Genomic DNA, 18,741 nt, shown 5'->3' on the forward strand with positions numbered 1-18,741 from the left:
GTCCGGCATCTGGATAATCATGGGGGCGGGAAGACATGAGCATGACCATTGCAGCAATGAGCGCTCGGCCGCAAGCGCGCGCGAAGGATTGGCGGAACATCACACGGCAAACCGCAGCATTGATGGCACTGCTGTTTCTTGCGGCATGCCAGTCAGTCGTGCCCAAAGGCGGACAGAAACCGGTGGGCCCGCCGCCGGTAGTCAGCCCCGATCCCGCCAATGTCGTCGCTTCCGATGGTGATCGCCACCGTGTCGCGCTGCTTTTGCCGGTCACCGGCAGCGACGGCGATATGGGCCAATCGATCGCCAATGCGACAACGCTGGCGCTGCTCGATACGCGCAACACCAATATCCGTATGACAACCTATGACACGGCATTGGGCGTCGATGCTGCTGTTCGCAAGGCAGTTGCCGACGGCAACAGGCTAATCCTTGGTCCGTTGCGCAGTGACGATGTGATCACCGTAGCCAATGTCGCAAAGCCAGCGGGCGTGCCCATGATCAGCTTTTCAAATGATGTGGGTGCCGCGGGGCCAAATGTCTTTCTGCTGGGCCATCTGCCCAACCAGTCGATCGACCGCGTGATCCGCTATGCAAAGGCGCAAGGGCTAACGCGATTTGGCGGGATCGTGCCAAAGTCGGTCTATGGCCAACGCGCGCTATCCAACCTGACCAATTCGGTCCGCGCAGCCGGTGGTACGCTGGTCTCGATCCAGGAAATTGATGGTTCCACCGTATCGATCGATGCCGCAGCGCGCAGACTGGCTGCAGCCGGTCCAGTCGATGCCGTTCTGATTGCCGACAACGGGCGGGTTGCAATTGCGACTGTGCCCGCATTACGCAAGGCAGGACTTGCCAGTGCCAAGATCTTGGGCACCGACCTGTGGAATATCGACAATAGTATCACTGCCAATCCGATGATGCGCGGCGCTTGGTTCGCCACTGTTTCCGATACGATGTACCGCCAATATTCGGAAAAATTTCGCACACGTTTCGGAAAGTCACCCTCGCGCTTGTCGAGCCTGGGCTATGACTCGGTCCTGCTGGTCGCCCGCGTCGCGCAGGATTGGAAAGTCGGCACCCGTTTCCCGGTCAGCCGCCTTACCGATCCCGACGGCTTTATTGGCATTGACGGCGCGTTCCGCTTTACGGCCAATGGCATGTCCGAACGTACGCTGGAAGTTCGCGAGGTACAGGCCGGCAAATATGGGGTGCTGGACCCGGCCCCGCGCGGCTTCACTCCCACCGCCAAATAGGCCCTGCAGATATGCCCCTCGCCCAAGCCCGGCAAATGATGGAGGCTGCGCTTGATCTTGCACGCCTTGCGGCCGATGCCGGCGAGGTGCCCGTAGGTGCGGTCGTTGTGAAGGACGGGCAGATCATCGGCCGCGGCGGTAACCGCCCGATCGCAGGGCATGATCCCACCGCCCATGCCGAGATTGTCGCGCTACGCGAAGCTGCAGCGGCACTAGGGACCGACAGGCTGACTGGTTGCGATCTGTGGGTGACGCTTGAACCCTGCGCCATGTGCGCTGGCGCCATCGCCCATTCCCGCATCGCGCGCCTTTATTATGGCGCAAGCGATCCCAAGGGCGGCGCCGTCGAACATGGCCCCCGGCTTTTCGAGCAGCAGACGGTGCACCACAAACCCGAAATATATGGCGGTATCAGCGAAACCGAATGCGCGGATTTGCTCCGCACATTTTTCCGGGATCGCCGCTAGCGCAGATACTCCTCAAAAAAGGCGAGCGTGCGTTGCCATGACAGTTCGGCCGCCGCCTTTTCATATCGCGGCGTTGAATCATTATGGAAACCGTGCTGCGTGCCCGGGTAGAAATATTGCTGGTGGCGTTTGCGATTAGCGATCAGCGCCGCCTGATACAGACCTGCACCCGCGTTGATACGTTCGTCATTCTCGGCATATTGGATCAGCAGCGGGGCCTTGATCGCTGGCACTTCTTCGGGCCGGGGTTGGCGGCCATAATAGGGCACGCTGGCCGCAAGGTCCGGGCAGGCAACGGCCAGCGCGTTGCAAATGCCGCCGCCATAGCAGAAACCGACCGCCCCCACCTTCCCGCTCGACCGGCTGTGCGTTTTCAGAAAGTCAAACGACGCCAACCAATCTTCGAAAAGCTTTTTGGGATCGAGTTTCGCCTGCAGCTCACGTCCTTTTTCGTCATTCCCGGGATAGCCACCGACAGAGGTTAGCCCGTCTGGCGCAAAGGCCAAATAACCGGCCTTCGCCAATCGCCGCGCTACATCCTCTATATAAGGATTGAGACCGCGATTTTCGTGGATGACAAGCACTGCGCCCAGCTTGCCGCGCGCCTTTGCGGGCATCGCGAGCAGGCCCGCAATCCTGCCATGTCCCTTGGGGCTAACAACTGATGGCCGCTCGGTAAGAATCGCCGGATCGTCCGGCTTCACCTGTTGCGCCAGCGCATAATCGGGTGCCAGTTGATCGAGGATCATCGCCCCGGTCACGCCCGCGGCGGCAAACTTCGCTGCACGCTCAATGAATTCGCGCTTGCTCAGCTTGCCATGCACATAGCCGTCGAAGATTTCGAGGATGGCTGGATGGAAATCCGCTGCGGATTTACGCTCGGTCATCGTCAATGAACGAAGCGTGCCACAACATCGCGATAGCTGCGGCTGACCTTCACTTGCGCGCCAGATTCAAGAATCAGGAAACATTCACCATTGGTGTGCGGCTTCACCTGCCGGACAAGATCGAGATTGACGATCTTGGAGCGATGCACCCGCTGGAATGTCCTCGGGTCGAGGCGTTTTTCCAGATCCTTCATCGTTTCGCGCAGGATCAGCGAGGTATCGGCGGTGATGATGCACATATAATCACCCGCTGCCTCGATCCGTTCGATGGTATCGACATCGACGCGGAAAATCTGTCCGCGATCTTTCACGTTGATCAGCTTTTCAAAGCGGCCTGTGGAAACCTCTTCCTCACCTGCGGGCATATTCTCAGCAGCTTCGGGCGCGACTTCGTTGATTACAGTGCGCAGCCGTTCCAGTTCATCTGCGTTGCGCCGCGTGGCGAGCCTATTGCGCACACGCTCCATCGTGTCGGCCAGACGGTCGGGCTCAACCGGCTTCATCAAATAATCGACTGCCTGCGCCTCGAATGCGCGAATTGCATGTTCGCTATAGGCGGTGACGAAAACGAAAAGCGGCGGATCAATGTCCATCACGCCCTGCACGACCGAAAAGCCGTCAAATCCTGGCATCTGGATATCGAGGAAAACCAGGTCAGGTTTCAAAGTCTTGATTTTGCGGATCGCCTCGCGGCCATTCTGGCACGTTGCCACAATCTCTACATCTTCGAACGGCTCCAACCGTATCTGCAACCCTTGGATTGCGAGTTTCTCATCATCGACCAATATGGTGCGGATAGTCATGCGGTCACTGCTCCTTGCAGTGCAGCTGGCGTCTTGCCCGCTGCCTCGATAGCTTGCGTTTCGCCCCCACTGTTTTTCGTCTGATAGGGGAATTCTATCACAACCTCAAATCCCCCCCCGCTTCTGGTGTAACTGTCGAAGCGCTGGTCGTCCCCATAAGCCTGCAACAATCGTTCACGCGTATTCGCCATTCCAACCCCGGTTGACAATTTGGGGTCTGGCAGGCTGGCCTGCAACCCCGGCCCGGTATCTGACACGATTATCCGCACCCGATCGCCGACACGGCGCGCATCAATTGAAATATCTGCCCCCTCCTCTTGCGGGGTGACGGCATATTTAATCGCATTCTCGACCAGCGGCTGCAACATAAGCGAGGGCACCAACGCTTCGCTGACATTTTCGTCGAAGTTGAAATGCGTGCGCAGCCTTTCTTCAAACCGCATCTTTTCAATGTCGAGATAGAGTTTGAGTGTCTCAATCTCTTGCGCCAGCGATACCTTCGCCGCGGCCTCGTTGATCAGCGTAAAGCGCAGGAAAGAGGAAAGGCGGGAGAGCATGGCATTGGCCTGCTCAGTCTGTTTCAAGAGCACGAGGGTCGAAATGCTGTTGAGCGTGTTGAAAAGAAAATGCGGATTGAGCTGGTAACGCAGCATCGTGAGCTGCGCGCTTGTCGCGGCAGCCTCCAGCCGCAAAAGCTGGTCAGCCTGTTCCTCGGCACGGACGAAATAGTTGATCGCATAGTATAGCGCCGACCAGGCAACGAGCAGCACCCCGTTCAAGAAGATCGCGCCCACCAATAGCTGCGCAAAAGGCGTTTCATCCGCACCTTCACGGATCGTTTGCAAGACCCATACATCGACATAGCCATAGATCAGCGTCGCCACTGTCACCGATATCCCGGTGATCGACCAGGTGATAATCGGCCGGCGATCGATGATGTTGCGGAAAATGACCGAAAGGATCAGCGAGATCGAAAATCCGGTAACCGCGGAAATCAGCACCGGCACCAGCAGGCTGAACGGCTGGCCGTTGGCGATGGTCGAAGCACTGCGCAAAATCGCAGCCCCCCCCCACCCGATGCTATGCAGGTTCCAGAAAGCGCGGTTTTTGTCAGAGAAAAAGGGCTTGTCGCCAAGTTCGAGCACGGCCATTGCCAGTGTCTAGCGCGAAACTGCAACGGCATGAAGCCCTTGTTTGCGATTACCGTTATGATACAGTTTTCGTCAGGATTTCAGGAGAGAGAAATGGCTGAAGGACAAAGCCGCGCGACATTCAGCGATATGTCGCAAAGTACGCAGGAAGACTGGCAGGCGATCATGGTCGAACATGTCCCCTTTGCGCGCGGCGGCGGGGCCCGGGTTCTTGACCATTTGCGGCTGCTGGCGGGCGATTATGGCGGCTTTCCGGTCGATCGGCTGACGCATTGCCTGCAGACCGCAACCCGCGCCTATCGCGACGGGCGCAGTGAAGATTATATCGTGATGGCGTTGCTCCACGATATTGGCGACACATTGGGCGCCTATAACCACCCCGAAATCGCAGCCGCGATCCTGAAGCCTTTTGTTTCCGAAGAATTGCATTGGATCGTCGAGCATCATGGCATTTTTCAGGGTGTGAACTTTTTCCACCACATCGGCCTCAACCGCGACATGCGCGAGCAGTTTCGTGGGCATAAATATTTCGACGCCACAGCGGAATTCATCGACAAATATGACTGCCCGGCGTTCGACCCCGATTATGACACACTGCCACTCGAATTTTTCGAGCCGATGGTAATGCGGCTCTTCGAAAAGCCACTGAAGAGCATTTATAAAAAGACCGAGCAAGAGGTCGCCGCCTGAAACGGCGGTTGCGTTCGCCCAAAGAAAGGGCCGCTCCGGAAGGAACGGCCCAGTATTGGCGTCTAGCCAGTTAGGGAGGAAAGCGTGCCCAAATGATGGCACGATCCCCCATTAACCCCGTTACGGTTAACAGGGGCTTAAACGACCGCGATTTGTCAGCAACTACCCTGTCGGCGCGCCTCGACCGAGAAGGAAAAAGGTGCATTGTTGCGGATGCCTTGTGACTGGATCTGGATCAGCCGATCGGTTTCGCGGCGAATAGTGGTGAGGCCCTGCCCGCTTCCCCGGCAGGAATAGCTGATCGTCACCGAATTTGGGCTCGATTTCACGACCAACTGTGAACAGGCACTGCTACCGTGTTGAATCTGGGCGAGTTGCTTTGGATCGGTGACGCACAACTGCGACGCTCCGGGCGCGCTGCTACTTCCAATCGGACGGAATTGCCACAGGCCCTTTTCCATTTGTTGCAGCAGATCTCCGCCGCCGGTTACAGGCGCCGCAAACACCGCGGGCAAGATTGCAAGTCCCGCGACTGCCGACGCCACTGCTATCCATAATGTTCGTGTCATGACTGCTTCGTTCCGCCGTTTCAATATCCAACCCAGCGACCCGACCCGTTATTGATTTCGGTACTTACGCCTTTTTGGCGCCGCTGCCAACGATAAACCGTGGCTTATGAACGATGAATAGGTGAAGGCTGGTTAATTGGGGCTGAACGAAACCCACGCTTTTCAGTTGGAAAGGCTCACCAGGCTGATCGGGAAGCGACGCGAACAGAATTCACAATTGACGACAATGTCACCCTTTTCATCGACCATTTCAGCACGTTCGGTCGCTGGAAAACGGGCAATAACATCGCGAATATGGTCAGGATCGCAGCGGCATCCCTTCGACATGCCATGCCCTGCCTCGATGCGGACTTCCTGTTCCTCATGAAACAGACGCCAGACGATTTCTTCCAGCGGCAAAGCAGGATCGGCAAGTTCTTCGGGCCGGATCGTGCTCGAAAGCATGCGCACATGTTCCCAATCGGGATGGTCAAGCCGGACATGCAAACGCTCGCGCCCAACCTCACCTTCTGCAAGGTGCTGCACCATCAGGCCGCCTGCAACGCAGCGCCCGTCAACATGATCAATCGCAATGCGGATGAAAGTCGGCAATTGTTCGGACTGGTCGAAATATTGCATCGCCGCTTCGCTCAGGCTGTCGCCCTCCAGCGGCACGATCCCCTGATAGCGCCCCCCGCCCTGCGCCTCTGGCAGCGGCCGGTCAAAGGTGACAGCCAGATAGCCCTTACCAAACAGCGCGAAAAGATTGGGATTGGCAGGCACCTCGGCCAGGCGGGCAAGATCAAACTGAACATAGCCGCGCACTGCGCCATCGATATAATCGCAGACAAGCAGCGAAATCGGGCCGTTCTGGGTCTGCGCCTGAATGGTCAACTGGCCTTCGCGATCCTTGAGCGTCGTACCCAGCAACGCGGTAAGCACCAGCGCTTCGGCCAAGGTCTTTTCGATCACCGGCGGATAGGCGTGCGCCGACAGCACATCGTTCAGCACAGCGTCCAACCGCACCACACGGCCGCGCGCGTTGAGCGCCGGTATCGAAAAGCGCAACGGACGATCGGAAAAGGTTTCTGACTGTGCAGTCATCACAGCTTGCCGAAGCACCAGAGCAGGATCGATTTCTGCGCGTGCAGCCGGTTTTCAGCCTCATCCCAAATCAGCGACTGCGGGCCATCGATCACCGCCCCGGTTACTTCCTCATCACGATGCGCGGGAAGGCAGTGCAGGAATTTGGCATCGGGTTTCGCAGCCGCCATCAGCCTTTCATCGACCTGGTAGGGCATCATTGCCGCAATCTTGTTATGGGCATGTTCCTGACCCATCGACACCCAGGTATCGGTGACGATCATATCAGCCCCGGCGGCCGCCTCCATGGCATCGCGGGTCACCATGATCTGCGCGCCTTGCGCCCGCGCCGCGTCGATAAAGCTGGCGTCACAATCATAGCCTTGCGGAACGCCGATGCGAACGTTGAACTTCATCAACCCCGCTGCCTCGATGATCGAATGCAGCACATTATTGCCGTCGCCCAGCCATGCGACCTCCAGCCCGGGCAGCGCCTTGCCATGTTCAACCAGCGTTAGCAGGTCGGCGACAATCTGGCAGGGATGCGAAAGATCTGTCAGGCCATTGATCACCGGCACTGTCGCATGATGCGCCAGTTCTTCAATCTTGGCATGATCATCGGTGCGGATCATGATCGCATCGACATAACGGGACAGCACCCGGGCCGTATCGGCGATGGTTTCGCCACGTCCCAACTGCATCTGGCCCGACGCCATGAACATGCTGTCACCGCCCAATTGCTTGATCGCCATTTCAAACGAGGCACGGGTGCGGGTGGAATTTTTCTCGAAAATCATGCCCAGCGTATGGCCCGCCAGCGGAGCATCGGCATCCGCCTTACCCTTCGGCCAGCCCTGGCGCGCTGCTTTTCTATCAATCGCGTCACTGATCATTGCGGCGATCGCATCCCCGCCGGCATCCGACAGGTTCAGGAAATGGCGGTTCATGCCTCTGGCTTCACATAGTCGGCAGCTCCGGCCGACAGTTTTTCCATAAAGGTTGCGATTTCGGCATCCCCGATGTTGAGCGGCGGCAGCACGCGGAAGGTGTTGTCACCCGCAGCGACCGTCAACAGCCCGTGATTGTCGCGCAGATGGGCCACAAAGGCACGCGTTTCATGCGTCATCATCACGCCCAGCATCAGCCCCATGCCGCGCACGCCGGTGAACAGATCTGGATAATTGCCTATGAACTGCTCGATAGCGGCGCGCAGTTTTTCACCGGTAGCGCGCACCTGCGCAAGAAATTCGTCATTGGCAACGACATCCCAGACCGCCTGGCCTGCCGCCATCGCCAGCGGATTGCCGCCATAGGTCGAACCATGTGTGCCGAAAACCATACCGCGTGCAGCCTTTTCGGTTGCAAGGCATGCGCCCATCGGGAAACCGCCGCCAATACCCTTGGCCGAGGCCATGATATCGGGCGTAATGCCATAATGTTCATATGCATAAAGCGCGCCGGTGCGCGCGACACCGCACTGCACTTCGTCAAAAATCAGGATCAGGTCATGCTCATCCGCCAGTGCACGCAAGCCTTTCAGGAAAGCCTCTGATGCGGGGCGGATGCCGCCTTCGCCTTGGATTGGTTCAACAAGGAAGCCGGCAGTGTTTGGACCGATTGCTGCCTTTGCGCCTTCCAGATCGTCAAAATCGACATATTTGAAACCGTCGAGAAGCGGCATAAAGCCCTTATGCATCTTCTCCTGATTGCTCGCCGAAATCGTCGCCATGGTGCGGCCATGAAAGGCATTTTTGAAGGTGATCAGTTCAAATTTATGTTCATTGCCTGCCGACTGATGATAGGCGCGCGCCGCCTTGATCGCGCATTCGCAAGCCTCTGCGCCCGAATTGGTGAAGAACACCGTGTCGGCAAAGGTCGTGTCTACAAGCCGCCGGGCAAAGGCCTCCCCCTGCGGGCTGCCATAGAGGTTTGACACATGCATCAACGTCGCGGCCTGATCCTGGATCGCCTTGGTCAGGTGCGGATGGCCGTGGCCCAAAAGGTTGACCGCGATTCCACTGGCAAAATCCAGCGCACGACGGCCGTCGTCGGAAATAAGCCACGCACCCTCGCCTCGAACCGGCCGGAACCCGCAACGGGGATAGACAGGCATCAGAGGCGTTATTGTCATGGGATTTCCCTTTCCATTTGTCCCAAAAGCGAAAAGCGGCCCCCTCGGGAGCCGCCAATATCTAAGTCCGTGGTATAGGCCCCGGTCAAGGTCGAATCAACCCCCGCGGCCTGCGGCGTTTCACCCCAGCAAGCTATTGATACTGATCTGATTGGTCAGCGTACGGTGCACCGGGCATTTCTCTGCAATTTCGAGCAGCTTCGCGCGCTGAGCGTCATCCAGCGCGCCTTCAAGGCGGATGATCCGGTCGATCATATCCACTGGTTTTCCGCCATTTTCACCCGCCCGTTCCTCCTTTGAATGCTCCAGCGTGACATGAACCTTTTCAAGCGGCCAGCCCTTACGCGCAGCATATATTTCAAGCGTGATCGAGGTGCAGGCGCCAAGCGCTGAAAGCAGCAGTTCATAGGGTGTCGGACCATTGTCGATGCCGCCCACCTCCACAGGCTCCCCCGCTGTCCATTCATGGATGCGCGCTTTAATGCGTTGGGCATAAACGCCTTCGCTGCTTTCGACGGTGGTGCAGGGATTATCCTTCATCTGCATTATCCTTCGCGCGTTTAGCCGCAGCAATCTGACGGCGCAGATAGCCATATAGCAACAGATGCGATCCGATCAGCAGCAGCAGGATGATTACAACCGTTTTCCACATGGCTAGCCATCCCCCAATTGCGCGCGTGCCGTTTCCCAATTGCGGCCGTCAAAGGGCCTTATGTGGACATTGACCCCATGGCCTTCGTCAATGCAGCGCCAATTGACGCTCCACGCCTCCGGATGGGATCGCGGCTGGTAAAAGGATTTGACGCCGCAGGTCGCGCAGAAAAGATGCTCGGCCACGCCACTTCCAAAACGATATGCGGTCATTGCCGATACGGGTGTCAAAAGGCTGAAATCTTCATGCGGCACGATCAAGTGCAGATAGCCTGAACAACTGCACATCGAGCAATTGCAATCGAGCAGATCCACCTCGGCCGCTGGCAGCTTAAAGCCGAAACGCACCGCGCCGCAATGGCAGCCGCCGGTCAGGTCAATCCCGCTCATTCGGCCTCTGCCGGTGGCGCAATCGCCTTGGCCAGCGCGTCGCTTGGCAGTTTGAGTGCGCGCAGCATCGCCCAGATTTCCTCTCTTGCAGCCGGCTGCAATTTGCCGAGGCCGGGGATCGCCTGCAGATCGAACAGTGTCAGCCCCATCGGAAACAATTCCCTATAAGTCACGCGCTCCCGCAGCCCCGGAATGATCCGGAAACCCGCAACCGGTGCGATCTGCCCCAAAGCATCCAGCACCTTGCGTTCATTCTTGGTCGCGAAATTGCGCGAACGGTTCTGCATCACCACCCAGTCGAGCGGTTTCGGCCGTATCGCAAGGCCAGGTTCTTTCAGATGTTCGACCAACCGTGCAAAATTGCCCAATGTCTGGAATTCACCGGTACGCGGGTTGATCCTGCCCAACATGTCGAGATCGATGAAGCTGTCATTGACCGGAGTCACGATCGTATCGGCCATGAAGATCGCCCGCCGGGCAATGGGCGAATCATGGCCGCCTACGTCAATCACGATGAAATCATGATGGATGCGCGCCATGCGCAGCTTTTCCTCCAGTTCCGCCTCATTCTGCTGAACCAGCATGATCTGTTCGGGCCCTGGCAGACGGACACCATATTCCCGCTCGCTTTCTTGCCGCGCCCAAAGCGCGCGATGGAGCGTCAATTGGCGAAGATCGACGTCAAGTGCCGCGACCTTCTCTCCTGCGTTGCACAGCGCGATGCAGGTATGAAAGGCGCTGGTCGATTTGCCGACGCCGCCCTTTTCATTGGCAAAAACGATGATGTGCCCGCGTTGCCCCGACAACGGATATTTCATCCATGCCGGTTCTGGCTGTTGCGGCGACAATCCGCCCGGCGTGCCAAATTCCGTACCCTGATCAAATGTGGATACCGGAAAAGCAGGAACGGAACCTGGGGATAGCGTGGCGATCGGTGCAGGCGGCCATGCAGCGGGCGCGACATTGACCGGCGGCGGCAATGCCATCCGCTTTGGCTTTAGCCTGAACAAGCGCGAGAAAAACCCCAATTGCCGCGACCTCCGCTGTCCGGTTGATGGCGCAATGTGCCGCAGCGATCAAGGGGATCGCGGCGACTACCGGATCATTCCACCGTGACGCTTTTCGCCAGATTGCGCGGTTGATCGACATCGGTGCCCTTGGCAACGGCAACATGATAGGCAAGCAGTTGCACCGGCACGGCATAGACCAAGGGCGCGATCAGCGGATGCACGCTCGGCATCTCGATCGTGGCAAGGCAGCCTTCGCCCGCCTCTGCAATCCCTTCGGCATCGGAAATCAGCACCACCTTGCCGCCGCGTGCGCGCACTTCCTGCATGTTGCTGACGGTCTTTTCGAACAGCGGGCCCGATGGTGCGAGCACGATCACCGGCACCGCTTCGTCAATGAGGGCGATCGGACCATGCTTCATCTCACCGCTGGCATAGCCCTCCGCATGAATGTAGCTGATTTCCTTGAGCTTGAGCGCACCTTCAAGCGCCAGCGGATAATCCGGACCTCGACCGAGATACAGGACATCGCGCGCCGGCGCGATCAGATGCGCCATGTCGGCAATATCTTCGTCATGGGCAAGCGCAGCATTCAATGCCGCCGGCGCCTCGATCAGATGGCGGACAATCTCCCGCTCTTCTTCCGCCGACAGCTTGCCCTTCACCAGCGCAAGGTGCGCGGCCAGCGCGGCCAGCACAGCGAGTTGGCAGGTAAAGGCCTTGGTCGAGGCGACACCGATTTCCGGGCCGGCATGGGTGGGCAGCAGCAGGTCCGCCTCACGCGCCATTGATGAGGTCGGTACATTGACGACGACCGCGATCGTCTGCCCCTGTTCCTTGCAATGGCGGAGCGCCGCCAGCGTGTCTGCCGTTTCACCCGATTGGCTGATGAACAGCGCCAAGCCGCCTTCCTCCAGCACCGGATCGCGATAACGGAATTCGCTCGCTACATCGATATCGACTGGAACGCGCGCGAAGGTTTCAAACCAATATTTCGCGACCATCCCTGCATAAAAGCTGGTGCCGCAAGCGACGATGGTGATGCGCTTCACGCCGACAAGGTCGAAATCCATCTGCGGCAGCGCCACGGTCTGTTCGAGCGACCGGATATAGCTTTGCAGAGTTTGGGCAACCACGGTCGGCTGTTCGAAAATCTCTTTCTGCATATAATGGCGGTAATTGCCCTTTTCGATCTGGGCTGCGCTGACACCTGAAGTCGTAATCTCCCGCGAGACAGGATTATTTTCCTTATCGAAAATCTGCGCGCCTTCACGATAGACGATCACCCAATCGCCTTCTTCAAGATAGGCGATCTTTTGCGTCAACGGCGCCAGCGCCAGCGCGTCAGACCCCAAATAGGTTTCACCATCGCCATAGCCGACCACCAAGGGCGACCCCAGACGCGCGCCGATCAGAAAATCCGGATTTTCGCGGAAAGCGATGGCGAGTGCGAATGCGCCGCGCAGTTGCGGCAGCACCGCCTTCACCGCCTCGGTCGGGGCTTGGCCTGCCTCAATCTGTTCGGAAACAAGATGCGCGACGACTTCGGTATCGGTCTCGCTCTCAAAGGTCCGCCCGCGCGCAGTCAGCGCATCGCGCAGCTGCTTGAAATTCTCGATAATGCCATTGTGGACAAGCGCCACTTCACCCGTCGCATGCGGGTGCGCGTTATTCGTCGTCGGCGCACCATGCGTTGCCCAACGGGTATGGGCGATGCCGATATTGCCAGGCGCAGGGTTTCCAGCCAGCTCCTTGACGAGGTTGCCCAGCTTCCCTTCCGCACGGCGGCGGATCAACTGGCCGTCGAGTACAGTGCAAACACCCGCGCTGTCATAACCGCGATACTCCATCCGCTTCAGGCCATCGACCAAACGGTCTGCCACTGCTTCCTTGCCGACGATGCCAATAATGCCGCACATGCGATTTGCTTTCAATTAGAGTGTATAGGGTACGCGGATGCCCGGCATTTCTGCCGGAAAATCTTTTGTATTTCGTGTAATCAATACGCGTCCGCGTGTCTGAGCCGTTGCAAGAATGATCGCATCCATCGCTTTCAGGCCACGGCGCTCACGACGCAAAGCTGCGGCGCGCTGACCAATCTCTGCGTCGATTTCATCGACACTAAAACCGGTAAGAAGGATTTCTGCCCGTCGCAACCCTTCACCTTCGCCTTTTGACATGACCTCGATCCAGACAGCCCGGCTGATCCAGGCGCGGGACCCAAAATCGGTCGCACGATCAATCTCCGCGCGCGCTTGGGGAAATCCAGACAGCGCGTCGATGATGATGTTGGAATCGAAAGTAAAACCTCTCACTTTGGCTGCGGTCTCTTCGGCTCGGGATATTTCCCCTTCAGCATATCGAGATAGATTTGCCGCTGCCGGTCATCTTCTTCATCAAACAGATCAGGATATTCAGCCTTCACATCCTCATAATCGTCATCCCAATAGCGGGTCCATGAAGCGCGCTCTCTACGTTGCCATTCCACAGAATCACCAATGTCAGTGCGATCTTTCCAGGCACCGAAACCTATATCCAACCAATCCTTATTACCCGCCAACGGCGCTTCAGCACGATAAGCCGACACAGCCTCACGCAGAACAGCCGCGCGCGACTTGCCCTGCTCGGCGGCTAGCTGGTCGAGCCATTTGATGTCTTCATCGGGTAGATCGGCGAGGATGCGAGTCATGATATATTGATATCATATCATGATATCATGTCAAGCTTCACTCGCATTTGACCGCGAAGCCGTCGTCCAGCAGACCTTCGACCGAATCATTTTTGATTGCCTTAGCGATCTTCTCGCTGGCGGGACGCAAAATCGAAAAATGCGTGCAGCCTGGAGCCAGCGCAATATGCACCATTGGATTGCGATTGGTCAGTCGAAACTGGTCAATTGCTCCGACGTTACCTTGCCGGTCGCCTTCAGCAATGAGTGTCGGCATTCTGATTGACGATAGCCAGTGCAGCGGGGCACGTAACTTCGTTGCATGTTGATTGCTTGAATCGAACGGAAGTGCGCCCCACAAAAATGGTCCATAGCCACGAGGATCGGCAACCGGTCCGAACGCAAAAACACTCTTCCACTCATCGGCATATTCCGCAGCGAGCAGGACCATAGTGCCACCGCTGCTGTGACCGCCAAGATATACCTTGTCGGGGTCAACCCACGACTGTTGTTTCAACCATTGCGTGGCCGCGATCAGATCGTCCAGTTCGCCATAAAAACCTTCAATCTGACCCGGATTGCCATTCAAACCACGAACTGCAGGATAGAACACCGCGACTCCAGCTTCGCGAAACGCAGCTGCCGATTGATCGGTTTCTATCGGTTGCTTGCTCCAAAAATCACCGATTGCCGTATCGCCGCCGCTCACCCAAACAATGGCCGGATGCCGATTGCCGTCACCAGGGTCGGAGGTGAGATAACCTGCCATATTCCCCAGCGGCCCAGGCCAAGATACGAGCGTAAGGCCAGATTTTGCCGGTGGCTTTCTCGGCTTAGCCGATTGGCGGAGGTTGTTAATTACCTCAGGTCCTTGACCAGCACGTGCTTCACGCAACGTCTTCTCGGACTGAGCCGCTGCTGTGCTGGATAGTGCTAGTGCGACAAGAATCGCTGCCACGAAAGACGAAACGCAACGCTTCATCACTTCTTCTCGGCCTTCTTCTTTCGCATCGCATCATGGAAGCGATCTGCCCAGCCGGGTTTCACCATTTGCTCGGCGCGCACCATGCGAAGTTCGCCATCGGCTACATCCCGGCTCACTGCGCTGCCCGCCGCGACAATCGCATCACGGCCAATCTTCACCGGGGCAATCAAGGCGCTGTTCGATCCGATGAACGCCCCCTCGCCGATCACCGTCTTATATTTGAAATAGCCATCATAATTGCAGGTGATCGTGCCAGCCCCGATATTCGCGCCCGCGCCGATTTCAGCGTCGCCCAGATAGGTCAGATGGTTGGCCTTTGCGCCTTTTTTCAGATGCGCTTTCTTGGTTTCGACGAAATTGCCGATCTTCGTCTTTTCTTCCAGCACAGTCCCAGGACGGAGGCGAGCAAAGGGGCCGACTTCGGCTCCGCTGGCAATGCTGGTGCCTTCAATATGGCAATTGGCGCAGATCTTCACATTGTCAGCCACCGACACACCGGGGCCAAAAAAGACATTGGGTTCGATCAGCACATCGCGGCCAATCGCCGTGTCATAGGAAAACCAGACTGTGTCTGGCGCAGTTAAAGTCGCGCCATCGTCCATAGCCTGCGCCCGGCGACGAGCCTGCCATTCGCCTTCCATCTCTGCCAATTGCGCGCGACTGTTGATGCCGGCAACATCGAAAGGATCGGTGGCTACCGCCACACAGGTCCTTCCATCGGCATTGGCGATGTTGACGATATCGGTGAGGTAATATTCCTTTTGCGCATTATCGTCGGTCACCCGGGCGAGCAGCGCGAACAAGTCCGCAGCCTTCACCGCCATCAGGCCGGAGTTGGACAATTTGACAGCCTTTTCGAGGTCCGTCGCATCCTTCTGCTCGACCATCTTCACGATCTTGCCACCCTCAACGATCACACGACCATAGCCGGTGGGATCTTCAGGCTCGAACGCCAATACCACTACGGCGGGCGCGTCCACGCCGTTCAGCCGATCAATCATTGCCTGCATCGTCGCTGACGGCACGAAAGGAACATCGCCATAAAGGATCAATACATCGCCATCGAAACCCGCCAGCGCACCCTCAGCCTGCTGCACCGCATGGCCCGTGCCAAGCTGCGGTTCCTGCACCACGGTTTCGGCACTGCTACCCAGCGCGTCCCGCAACTGGTCCGCCTTGTCGCCGACAACGACGACTTTTTTTGCGGGCGAAAGCGCATCAACGCTTGCCATCAAATGCATCAGCATCGGCCGGCCAGCTATCGGGTGCAGCACCTTGTGCAGATCTGATTTCATGCGGGTGCCCTTGCCCGCGGCGAGGATGACGGCAGCAATTTTGTTCATGGACCACGGCTTTAGGAGCAAATGATTGCACTTTCCAGAATTTGCAGACGAATGTTTCGTAAATCATTTCCATTTTGCAAAAACGACGCATCTCGACTTTGCTGCATTGAAAGTTATGGCCCGAACCATGACTGATTTTCCATTCGCTATCGTTGGGTTTGATCTCGACGGAACCTTGCTCGACAGCAGCTATGAACTGGCAGCATCGCTCAACCATGCGCTGGCCAGCATTGGCCGCCCTCCGATCGCAACCAACGGCGTAAAGGCACTGGTCGGGATGGGCACGCGGCATATGCTGAAATTGGGGCTGGAACAGTCAGGCGGTGCAGACGATGAAACGGTCCACGCCCTGCACCCGGTACTGGTCGACCATTATCGCGCAAATCTGGGCAGCAATTGCCCGCCCTTTCCGGGCCTGGAAGCGGCGCTGGATCAACTGGCAGCGACGGGTGCGAAGCTGGCGGTGGTCACAAACAAGTTTGAAAACCTGGCGGTCGAACTGCTTGGCAATGTAGGGCTGGCCGACCGTTTCGCGACCATCATCGGTGGCGACACAATGGGAAAGGGAAATGGCAAACCAAAGCCCGACCCGATCCACGAAATGATCCGGCGCTGCGGTGGTGGCCCAGCCGCCTTTGTCGGCGACACGATCCATGACGTGCACGCCGCGCAAGCCGCGGGCATCAAAAGCATCGCCGTCAGTTTTGGCTTCCTTGATCAACCCGCCGAACAATTGGGCGCCGATGCGGTAATCGGCCATTATCAGGAATTGTTCGACACGCTTCAGCGGCTCGGCTGACCTTTACGCCATTTCACCCATAAATGCCGCGCCAACATCAGCGGCGGCATGCGCAGCAGGTGCGAGCGGATGTAGAATATGAGCCGAAGCCATTTGCGCGTCGGCCGCCCCCAGCCGTCACGTGCGGTGAGGCGGTGGATGAAGAGATAGTCGGTGAATGCAAGCCGTTCCTGTTTTGGATAAACATGGGTTCCATAAAGATGGTGCGAAAGACGTGCAGCACGCATCACCGATGCATATAGATGACGGCACCCGGGCGCAGCGTAGATATCATGCCAGTATTTTCCGCTGGTGCGGTTCTGCATTTCGTTGGCAATACAATGGAAATCCCACAAGTTTCGGAGACCGCCGGTAAGGTCGCCGTCTGCGATCAAATGCGCGGCGCAATGACAAAGAATGTCGTGTGGCGACAAAATATAGGTCTTGCCTGGTTGGAAGGGCGTGGGCAGCGGATAGCGATAATCAAGATCATCGTCAGGATGTTCAAATTGCTCAGGAAGCGGCAGCGCAACCGCGCAATCCAACATCCCTGCAGCATCCGGCGTCGGCCCCGCTGTCAGCGGCAGGATGGTGTGATGCACGTCGATCATCCGGTCGCGCTCCTTATGGATCATCGGGGGGAGTTCGTGCATATGGTCGCGGTAATAGGCGTCGTCATAGGCGTCTTCCTTCACCCATTCCCAGCCGCCTCTGTCCAGCAACAGCGCCTCCACCTGCGGCAGATCTTCGCGCGCCACCATGATGTCGAGGTCGCCAATCGATCTGCCGTCACCGGCAAGCAGCCCAGCGGCGGCATAAGCAGTGCCCTTAAGCAGCACGACCTTGCCGTGATAGTCCGCCAAAGCGCGCCGGGCGCAATCGGCCTCCCAAAGCGCGGACCGCCGCTGATATTCTGCGTTGATCTGCGCTTCGGCTAGGATTTCTGCGACGTTCGAAGGCACTGACTCAAATTTGAGTCGCGCTGCCAAGGTACCGATAAGCTGCTCGGCACGCGCCATGGTGAGCAGATCGGTCCAGCCACGCGCATCAAGACTGGCCGTCGATGCGGGGTGGCGGAGCGCATCGACAAGGAGCATGGCATCGCGCTTCACGGCCGGTCGCCCCAAAGCTGCTCGACCAGCGCAATGGCCTCTTCACCGCTTTCATAATCGATCGCCAGCGACGGCACCGACTTCACAAAACGGGTCAGCGCCGTAAATCCTGCCTCGCCCAGGGCGACATAGTTGGTCGACGCCTGCGTCAGCCGCATGAAGGTTTCCCCGGCCGCCACGCTGCGCACCGCCCTTGGTTCGCCAAAGCGCGGAAAGAGCAGCAGCGCCGGTCGGCCGCCCTCGCCCATGCGTGCAATGGCATCAGCAGGCGGCACCATGTGGCGGATATCGCCTTTAGGCGTATCCCGCATCAACGGGCCAAAGAGCGCGTCTGGCCGGGCCGCCTCCATCGCTGCAATCGCGCTATTCTTTAGGCTGATCAGCCGCGGAAAGGGCATGATGTCGCCGCTCAACGGATCAAGCAGCACAAATTCGTCGCCCAGAAAGCGCCAGCCCCGGCAGGACAGCAAAGCCGCAAGCGTCGACTTGCCCGACCCGGATGCGCCGGTCATCACCAGAACACGCCCGTCGCGCTCAACCGCGCTGGCATGAAGGAGCAGGTGGCGCCGCCAGCCAAGCGCAACTTGCAGGTTCATCGCCATTTCAGCGGCGAGCAGCCCCTGCGAAAGCGGCAAGGGCGCAGCATCGGGCAGCATATAGTCGCCCTTGATCGCTACCGATGGCCGCAGCCAGCGCCGCAGCCGGCTAGCAGCTTCCAACCGCACTGTGAAATCGACATATTCCGGTCGCGGATAACCGGCATATAGCGCGGCCATCCGCTCGATCGGCGC

General features: G+C 58.0%; 22 protein-coding genes. 4 read left to right on the top strand and 18 right to left on the bottom strand.

The genetic code is table 11. The features are described from left to right. The first annotated feature begins 35 nt into the window (after positions 1-35). Both RSE16_13700 and tadA read left to right on the top strand, forming a co-directional pair. Positions 36-1,256, top strand: a complete 1,221-nt coding sequence (locus tag RSE16_13700) for a penicillin-binding protein activator (GenBank protein WRH75739.1) — start codon at positions 36-38, stop codon at positions 1,254-1,256. 11 nt (positions 1,257-1,267) lie between these two features. Further along, the gene (gene tadA / locus RSE16_13705; GenBank protein ID WRH75740.1) at positions 1,268-1,723 is read left to right on the top strand and encodes a tRNA adenosine(34) deaminase TadA; all 456 of its coding nucleotides are present in this window, start codon (positions 1,268-1,270) and stop codon (positions 1,721-1,723) included. Here the strand turns inward: tadA and yghX are convergent. Genes yghX through RSE16_13720 form a run of 3 tightly spaced genes read right to left on the bottom strand, consistent with a single transcriptional unit; the run spans position 1,720 to position 4,564 of the window. Beyond that, complete coding sequence (gene yghX / locus RSE16_13710) at positions 1,720-2,610, bottom strand: YghX family hydrolase (GenBank protein ID WRH75741.1); 891 nt, start codon at positions 2,608-2,610, stop codon at positions 1,720-1,722. The genes tadA and yghX overlap by 4 nt on opposite strands. A gap of 2 nt (positions 2,611-2,612) precedes the next feature. Then, the gene (locus tag RSE16_13715; GenBank protein ID WRH75742.1) at positions 2,613-3,413 is read right to left on the bottom strand and encodes a LytTR family DNA-binding domain-containing protein; all 801 of its coding nucleotides are present in this window, start codon (positions 3,411-3,413) and stop codon (positions 2,613-2,615) included. Beyond that, positions 3,410-4,564, bottom strand: coding sequence for a histidine kinase (locus tag RSE16_13720; protein ID WRH75743.1), 1,155 nt, complete (start codon positions 4,562-4,564; stop codon positions 3,410-3,412). Before RSE16_13720 ends, RSE16_13715 begins: the two co-directional genes overlap by 4 nt. Before the next feature lie 93 nt (positions 4,565-4,657). Between RSE16_13720 and RSE16_13725 the strand changes: the two genes are divergently transcribed. After that, positions 4,658-5,254, top strand: a complete 597-nt coding sequence (locus RSE16_13725) for an HD domain-containing protein (GenBank protein ID WRH75744.1) — start codon at positions 4,658-4,660, stop codon at positions 5,252-5,254. A 155-nt stretch (positions 5,255-5,409) separates the two neighbouring features. Here RSE16_13725 and RSE16_13730 read toward each other — a convergent pair whose 3' ends face one another. The 13 genes from RSE16_13730 to glmU form a co-directional block, all read right to left on the bottom strand. Then, entirely contained in the window at positions 5,410-5,823 is a 414-nt protein-coding gene (locus tag RSE16_13730; protein WRH75745.1) for a hypothetical protein, read from the bottom strand. A gap of 162 nt (positions 5,824-5,985) precedes the next feature. Continuing rightward, positions 5,986-6,906 carry an Hsp33 family molecular chaperone HslO gene (locus tag RSE16_13735; protein ID WRH75746.1) on the bottom strand — a complete coding sequence of 307 codons (921 nt, stop codon included), beginning with the start codon at positions 6,904-6,906 and terminating at the stop codon, positions 5,986-5,988. Further along, positions 6,906-7,832 (bottom strand): ornithine carbamoyltransferase, encoded by a 927-nt coding sequence (argF, locus tag RSE16_13740; GenBank protein ID WRH75747.1) that lies wholly within the window; start codon positions 7,830-7,832, stop codon positions 6,906-6,908. The genes RSE16_13735 and argF overlap by 1 nt, the downstream gene beginning before the upstream one ends. Next, positions 7,829-9,016 (bottom strand): aspartate aminotransferase family protein, encoded by a 1,188-nt coding sequence (locus RSE16_13745; GenBank protein WRH75748.1) that lies wholly within the window; start codon positions 9,014-9,016, stop codon positions 7,829-7,831. The genes argF and RSE16_13745 overlap by 4 nt, the downstream gene beginning before the upstream one ends. 120 nt (positions 9,017-9,136) lie before the next feature. Continuing rightward, complete coding sequence (locus tag RSE16_13750; GenBank protein ID WRH75749.1) at positions 9,137-9,556, bottom strand: OsmC family protein; 420 nt, start codon at positions 9,554-9,556, stop codon at positions 9,137-9,139. Next, on the bottom strand, positions 9,546-9,668 hold the full coding sequence (locus RSE16_13755; GenBank protein WRH75750.1) for a hypothetical protein: 123 nt from the start codon (positions 9,666-9,668) through the stop codon (positions 9,546-9,548). Before RSE16_13755 ends, RSE16_13750 begins: the two co-directional genes overlap by 11 nt. Before the next feature lie 2 nt (positions 9,669-9,670). Continuing rightward, complete coding sequence (locus RSE16_13760) at positions 9,671-10,057, bottom strand: GFA family protein (GenBank protein ID WRH75751.1); 387 nt, start codon at positions 10,055-10,057, stop codon at positions 9,671-9,673. Beyond that, a complete protein-coding gene (locus RSE16_13765; GenBank protein ID WRH75752.1) occupies positions 10,054-11,043 on the bottom strand; it encodes a division plane positioning ATPase MipZ in 990 nt (329 codons plus the stop codon). The genes RSE16_13760 and RSE16_13765 overlap by 4 nt, the downstream gene beginning before the upstream one ends. A 116-nt stretch (positions 11,044-11,159) precedes the next feature. Next, complete coding sequence (glmS, locus tag RSE16_13770; protein WRH75753.1) at positions 11,160-12,983, bottom strand: glutamine--fructose-6-phosphate transaminase (isomerizing); 1,824 nt, start codon at positions 12,981-12,983, stop codon at positions 11,160-11,162. A 15-nt stretch (positions 12,984-12,998) separates the two neighbouring features. Then, positions 12,999-13,379, bottom strand: coding sequence for a PIN domain-containing protein (locus tag RSE16_13775; GenBank protein WRH75754.1), 381 nt, complete (start codon positions 13,377-13,379; stop codon positions 12,999-13,001). Beyond that, the gene (locus RSE16_13780) at positions 13,376-13,753 is read right to left on the bottom strand and encodes a ribbon-helix-helix domain-containing protein (protein WRH75755.1); all 378 of its coding nucleotides are present in this window, start codon (positions 13,751-13,753) and stop codon (positions 13,376-13,378) included. The genes RSE16_13775 and RSE16_13780 overlap by 4 nt, the downstream gene beginning before the upstream one ends. A 37-nt stretch (positions 13,754-13,790) precedes the next feature. After that, positions 13,791-14,501: an alpha/beta fold hydrolase gene (locus RSE16_13785; GenBank protein ID WRH75756.1), complete on the bottom strand. Its 711-nt coding sequence runs from the start codon at positions 14,499-14,501 to the stop codon at positions 13,791-13,793. A 212-nt stretch (positions 14,502-14,713) separates the two neighbouring features. Continuing rightward, positions 14,714-16,060 carry a bifunctional UDP-N-acetylglucosamine diphosphorylase/glucosamine-1-phosphate N-acetyltransferase GlmU gene (gene glmU / locus RSE16_13790; GenBank protein WRH75757.1) on the bottom strand — a complete coding sequence of 449 codons (1,347 nt, stop codon included), beginning with the start codon at positions 16,058-16,060 and terminating at the stop codon, positions 14,714-14,716. A gap of 127 nt (positions 16,061-16,187) precedes the next feature. Here glmU and RSE16_13795 point away from each other — a divergent pair, with 127 nt between their 5' ends. Next, positions 16,188-16,859 (top strand): HAD-IA family hydrolase, encoded by a 672-nt coding sequence (locus tag RSE16_13795; protein WRH75758.1) that lies wholly within the window; start codon positions 16,188-16,190, stop codon positions 16,857-16,859. Here RSE16_13795 and RSE16_13800 read toward each other — a convergent pair. Further along, positions 16,844-17,935 (bottom strand): nucleotidyltransferase family protein, encoded by a 1,092-nt coding sequence (locus RSE16_13800; protein WRH77369.1) that lies wholly within the window; start codon positions 17,933-17,935, stop codon positions 16,844-16,846. The genes RSE16_13795 and RSE16_13800 overlap by 16 nt on opposite strands. Positions 17,936-17,946: 11 nt before the next feature. Beyond that, a complete protein-coding gene (locus tag RSE16_13805; GenBank protein ID WRH77370.1) occupies positions 17,947-18,726 on the bottom strand; it encodes an HprK-related kinase A in 780 nt (259 codons plus the stop codon). Between the last annotated feature and the right edge of the window lie 15 nt (positions 18,727-18,741).

The sequence above is a fragment of the Sphingobium sp. genome, assembly GCA_035196065.1.
Taxonomy (GTDB): Bacteria; Pseudomonadota; Alphaproteobacteria; order Sphingomonadales; family Sphingomonadaceae; genus Sphingorhabdus_B; species Sphingorhabdus_B rara.

Coding starts and splice junctions, on each gene's coding strand:
- RSE16_13700 (WRH75739.1), top strand. CDS start 36: ATGAGCATGACCATTGCAGCAATGAGCGCTCGGCCGCAAGCGCGCGCG.
- tadA (WRH75740.1), top strand. CDS start 1,268: ATGCCCCTCGCCCAAGCCCGGCAAATGATGGAGGCTGCGCTTGATCTT.
- yghX (WRH75741.1), bottom strand. CDS start 2,610: ATGACCGAGCGTAAATCCGCAGCGGATTTCCATCCAGCCATCCTCGAA.
- RSE16_13715 (WRH75742.1), bottom strand. CDS start 3,413: ATGACTATCCGCACCATATTGGTCGATGATGAGAAACTCGCAATCCAA.
- RSE16_13720 (WRH75743.1), bottom strand. CDS start 4,564: ATGGCCGTGCTCGAACTTGGCGACAAGCCCTTTTTCTCTGACAAAAAC.
- RSE16_13725 (WRH75744.1), top strand. CDS start 4,658: ATGGCTGAAGGACAAAGCCGCGCGACATTCAGCGATATGTCGCAAAGT.
- RSE16_13730 (WRH75745.1), bottom strand. CDS start 5,823: ATGACACGAACATTATGGATAGCAGTGGCGTCGGCAGTCGCGGGACTT.
- RSE16_13735 (WRH75746.1), bottom strand. CDS start 6,906: ATGACTGCACAGTCAGAAACCTTTTCCGATCGTCCGTTGCGCTTTTCG.
- argF (WRH75747.1), bottom strand. CDS start 7,832: ATGAACCGCCATTTCCTGAACCTGTCGGATGCCGGCGGGGATGCGATC.
- RSE16_13745 (WRH75748.1), bottom strand. CDS start 9,016: ATGACAATAACGCCTCTGATGCCTGTCTATCCCCGTTGCGGGTTCCGG.
- RSE16_13750 (WRH75749.1), bottom strand. CDS start 9,556: ATGAAGGATAATCCCTGCACCACCGTCGAAAGCAGCGAAGGCGTTTAT.
- RSE16_13755 (WRH75750.1), bottom strand. CDS start 9,668: ATGTGGAAAACGGTTGTAATCATCCTGCTGCTGCTGATCGGATCGCAT.
- RSE16_13760 (WRH75751.1), bottom strand. CDS start 10,057: ATGAGCGGGATTGACCTGACCGGCGGCTGCCATTGCGGCGCGGTGCGT.
- RSE16_13765 (WRH75752.1), bottom strand. CDS start 11,043: ATGGCATTGCCGCCGCCGGTCAATGTCGCGCCCGCTGCATGGCCGCCT.
- glmS (WRH75753.1), bottom strand. CDS start 12,983: ATGTGCGGCATTATTGGCATCGTCGGCAAGGAAGCAGTGGCAGACCGT.
- RSE16_13780 (WRH75755.1), bottom strand. CDS start 13,753: ATGACTCGCATCCTCGCCGATCTACCCGATGAAGACATCAAATGGCTC.
- RSE16_13785 (WRH75756.1), bottom strand. CDS start 14,501: ATGGCAGGTTATCTCACCTCCGACCCTGGTGACGGCAATCGGCATCCG.
- glmU (WRH75757.1), bottom strand. CDS start 16,060: ATGAACAAAATTGCTGCCGTCATCCTCGCCGCGGGCAAGGGCACCCGC.
- RSE16_13795 (WRH75758.1), top strand. CDS start 16,188: ATGACTGATTTTCCATTCGCTATCGTTGGGTTTGATCTCGACGGAACC.
- RSE16_13800 (WRH77369.1), bottom strand. CDS start 17,935: ATGCTCCTTGTCGATGCGCTCCGCCACCCCGCATCGACGGCCAGTCTT.
- RSE16_13805 (WRH77370.1), bottom strand. CDS start 18,726: ATGGCCGCGCTATATGCCGGTTATCCGCGACCGGAATATGTCGATTTC.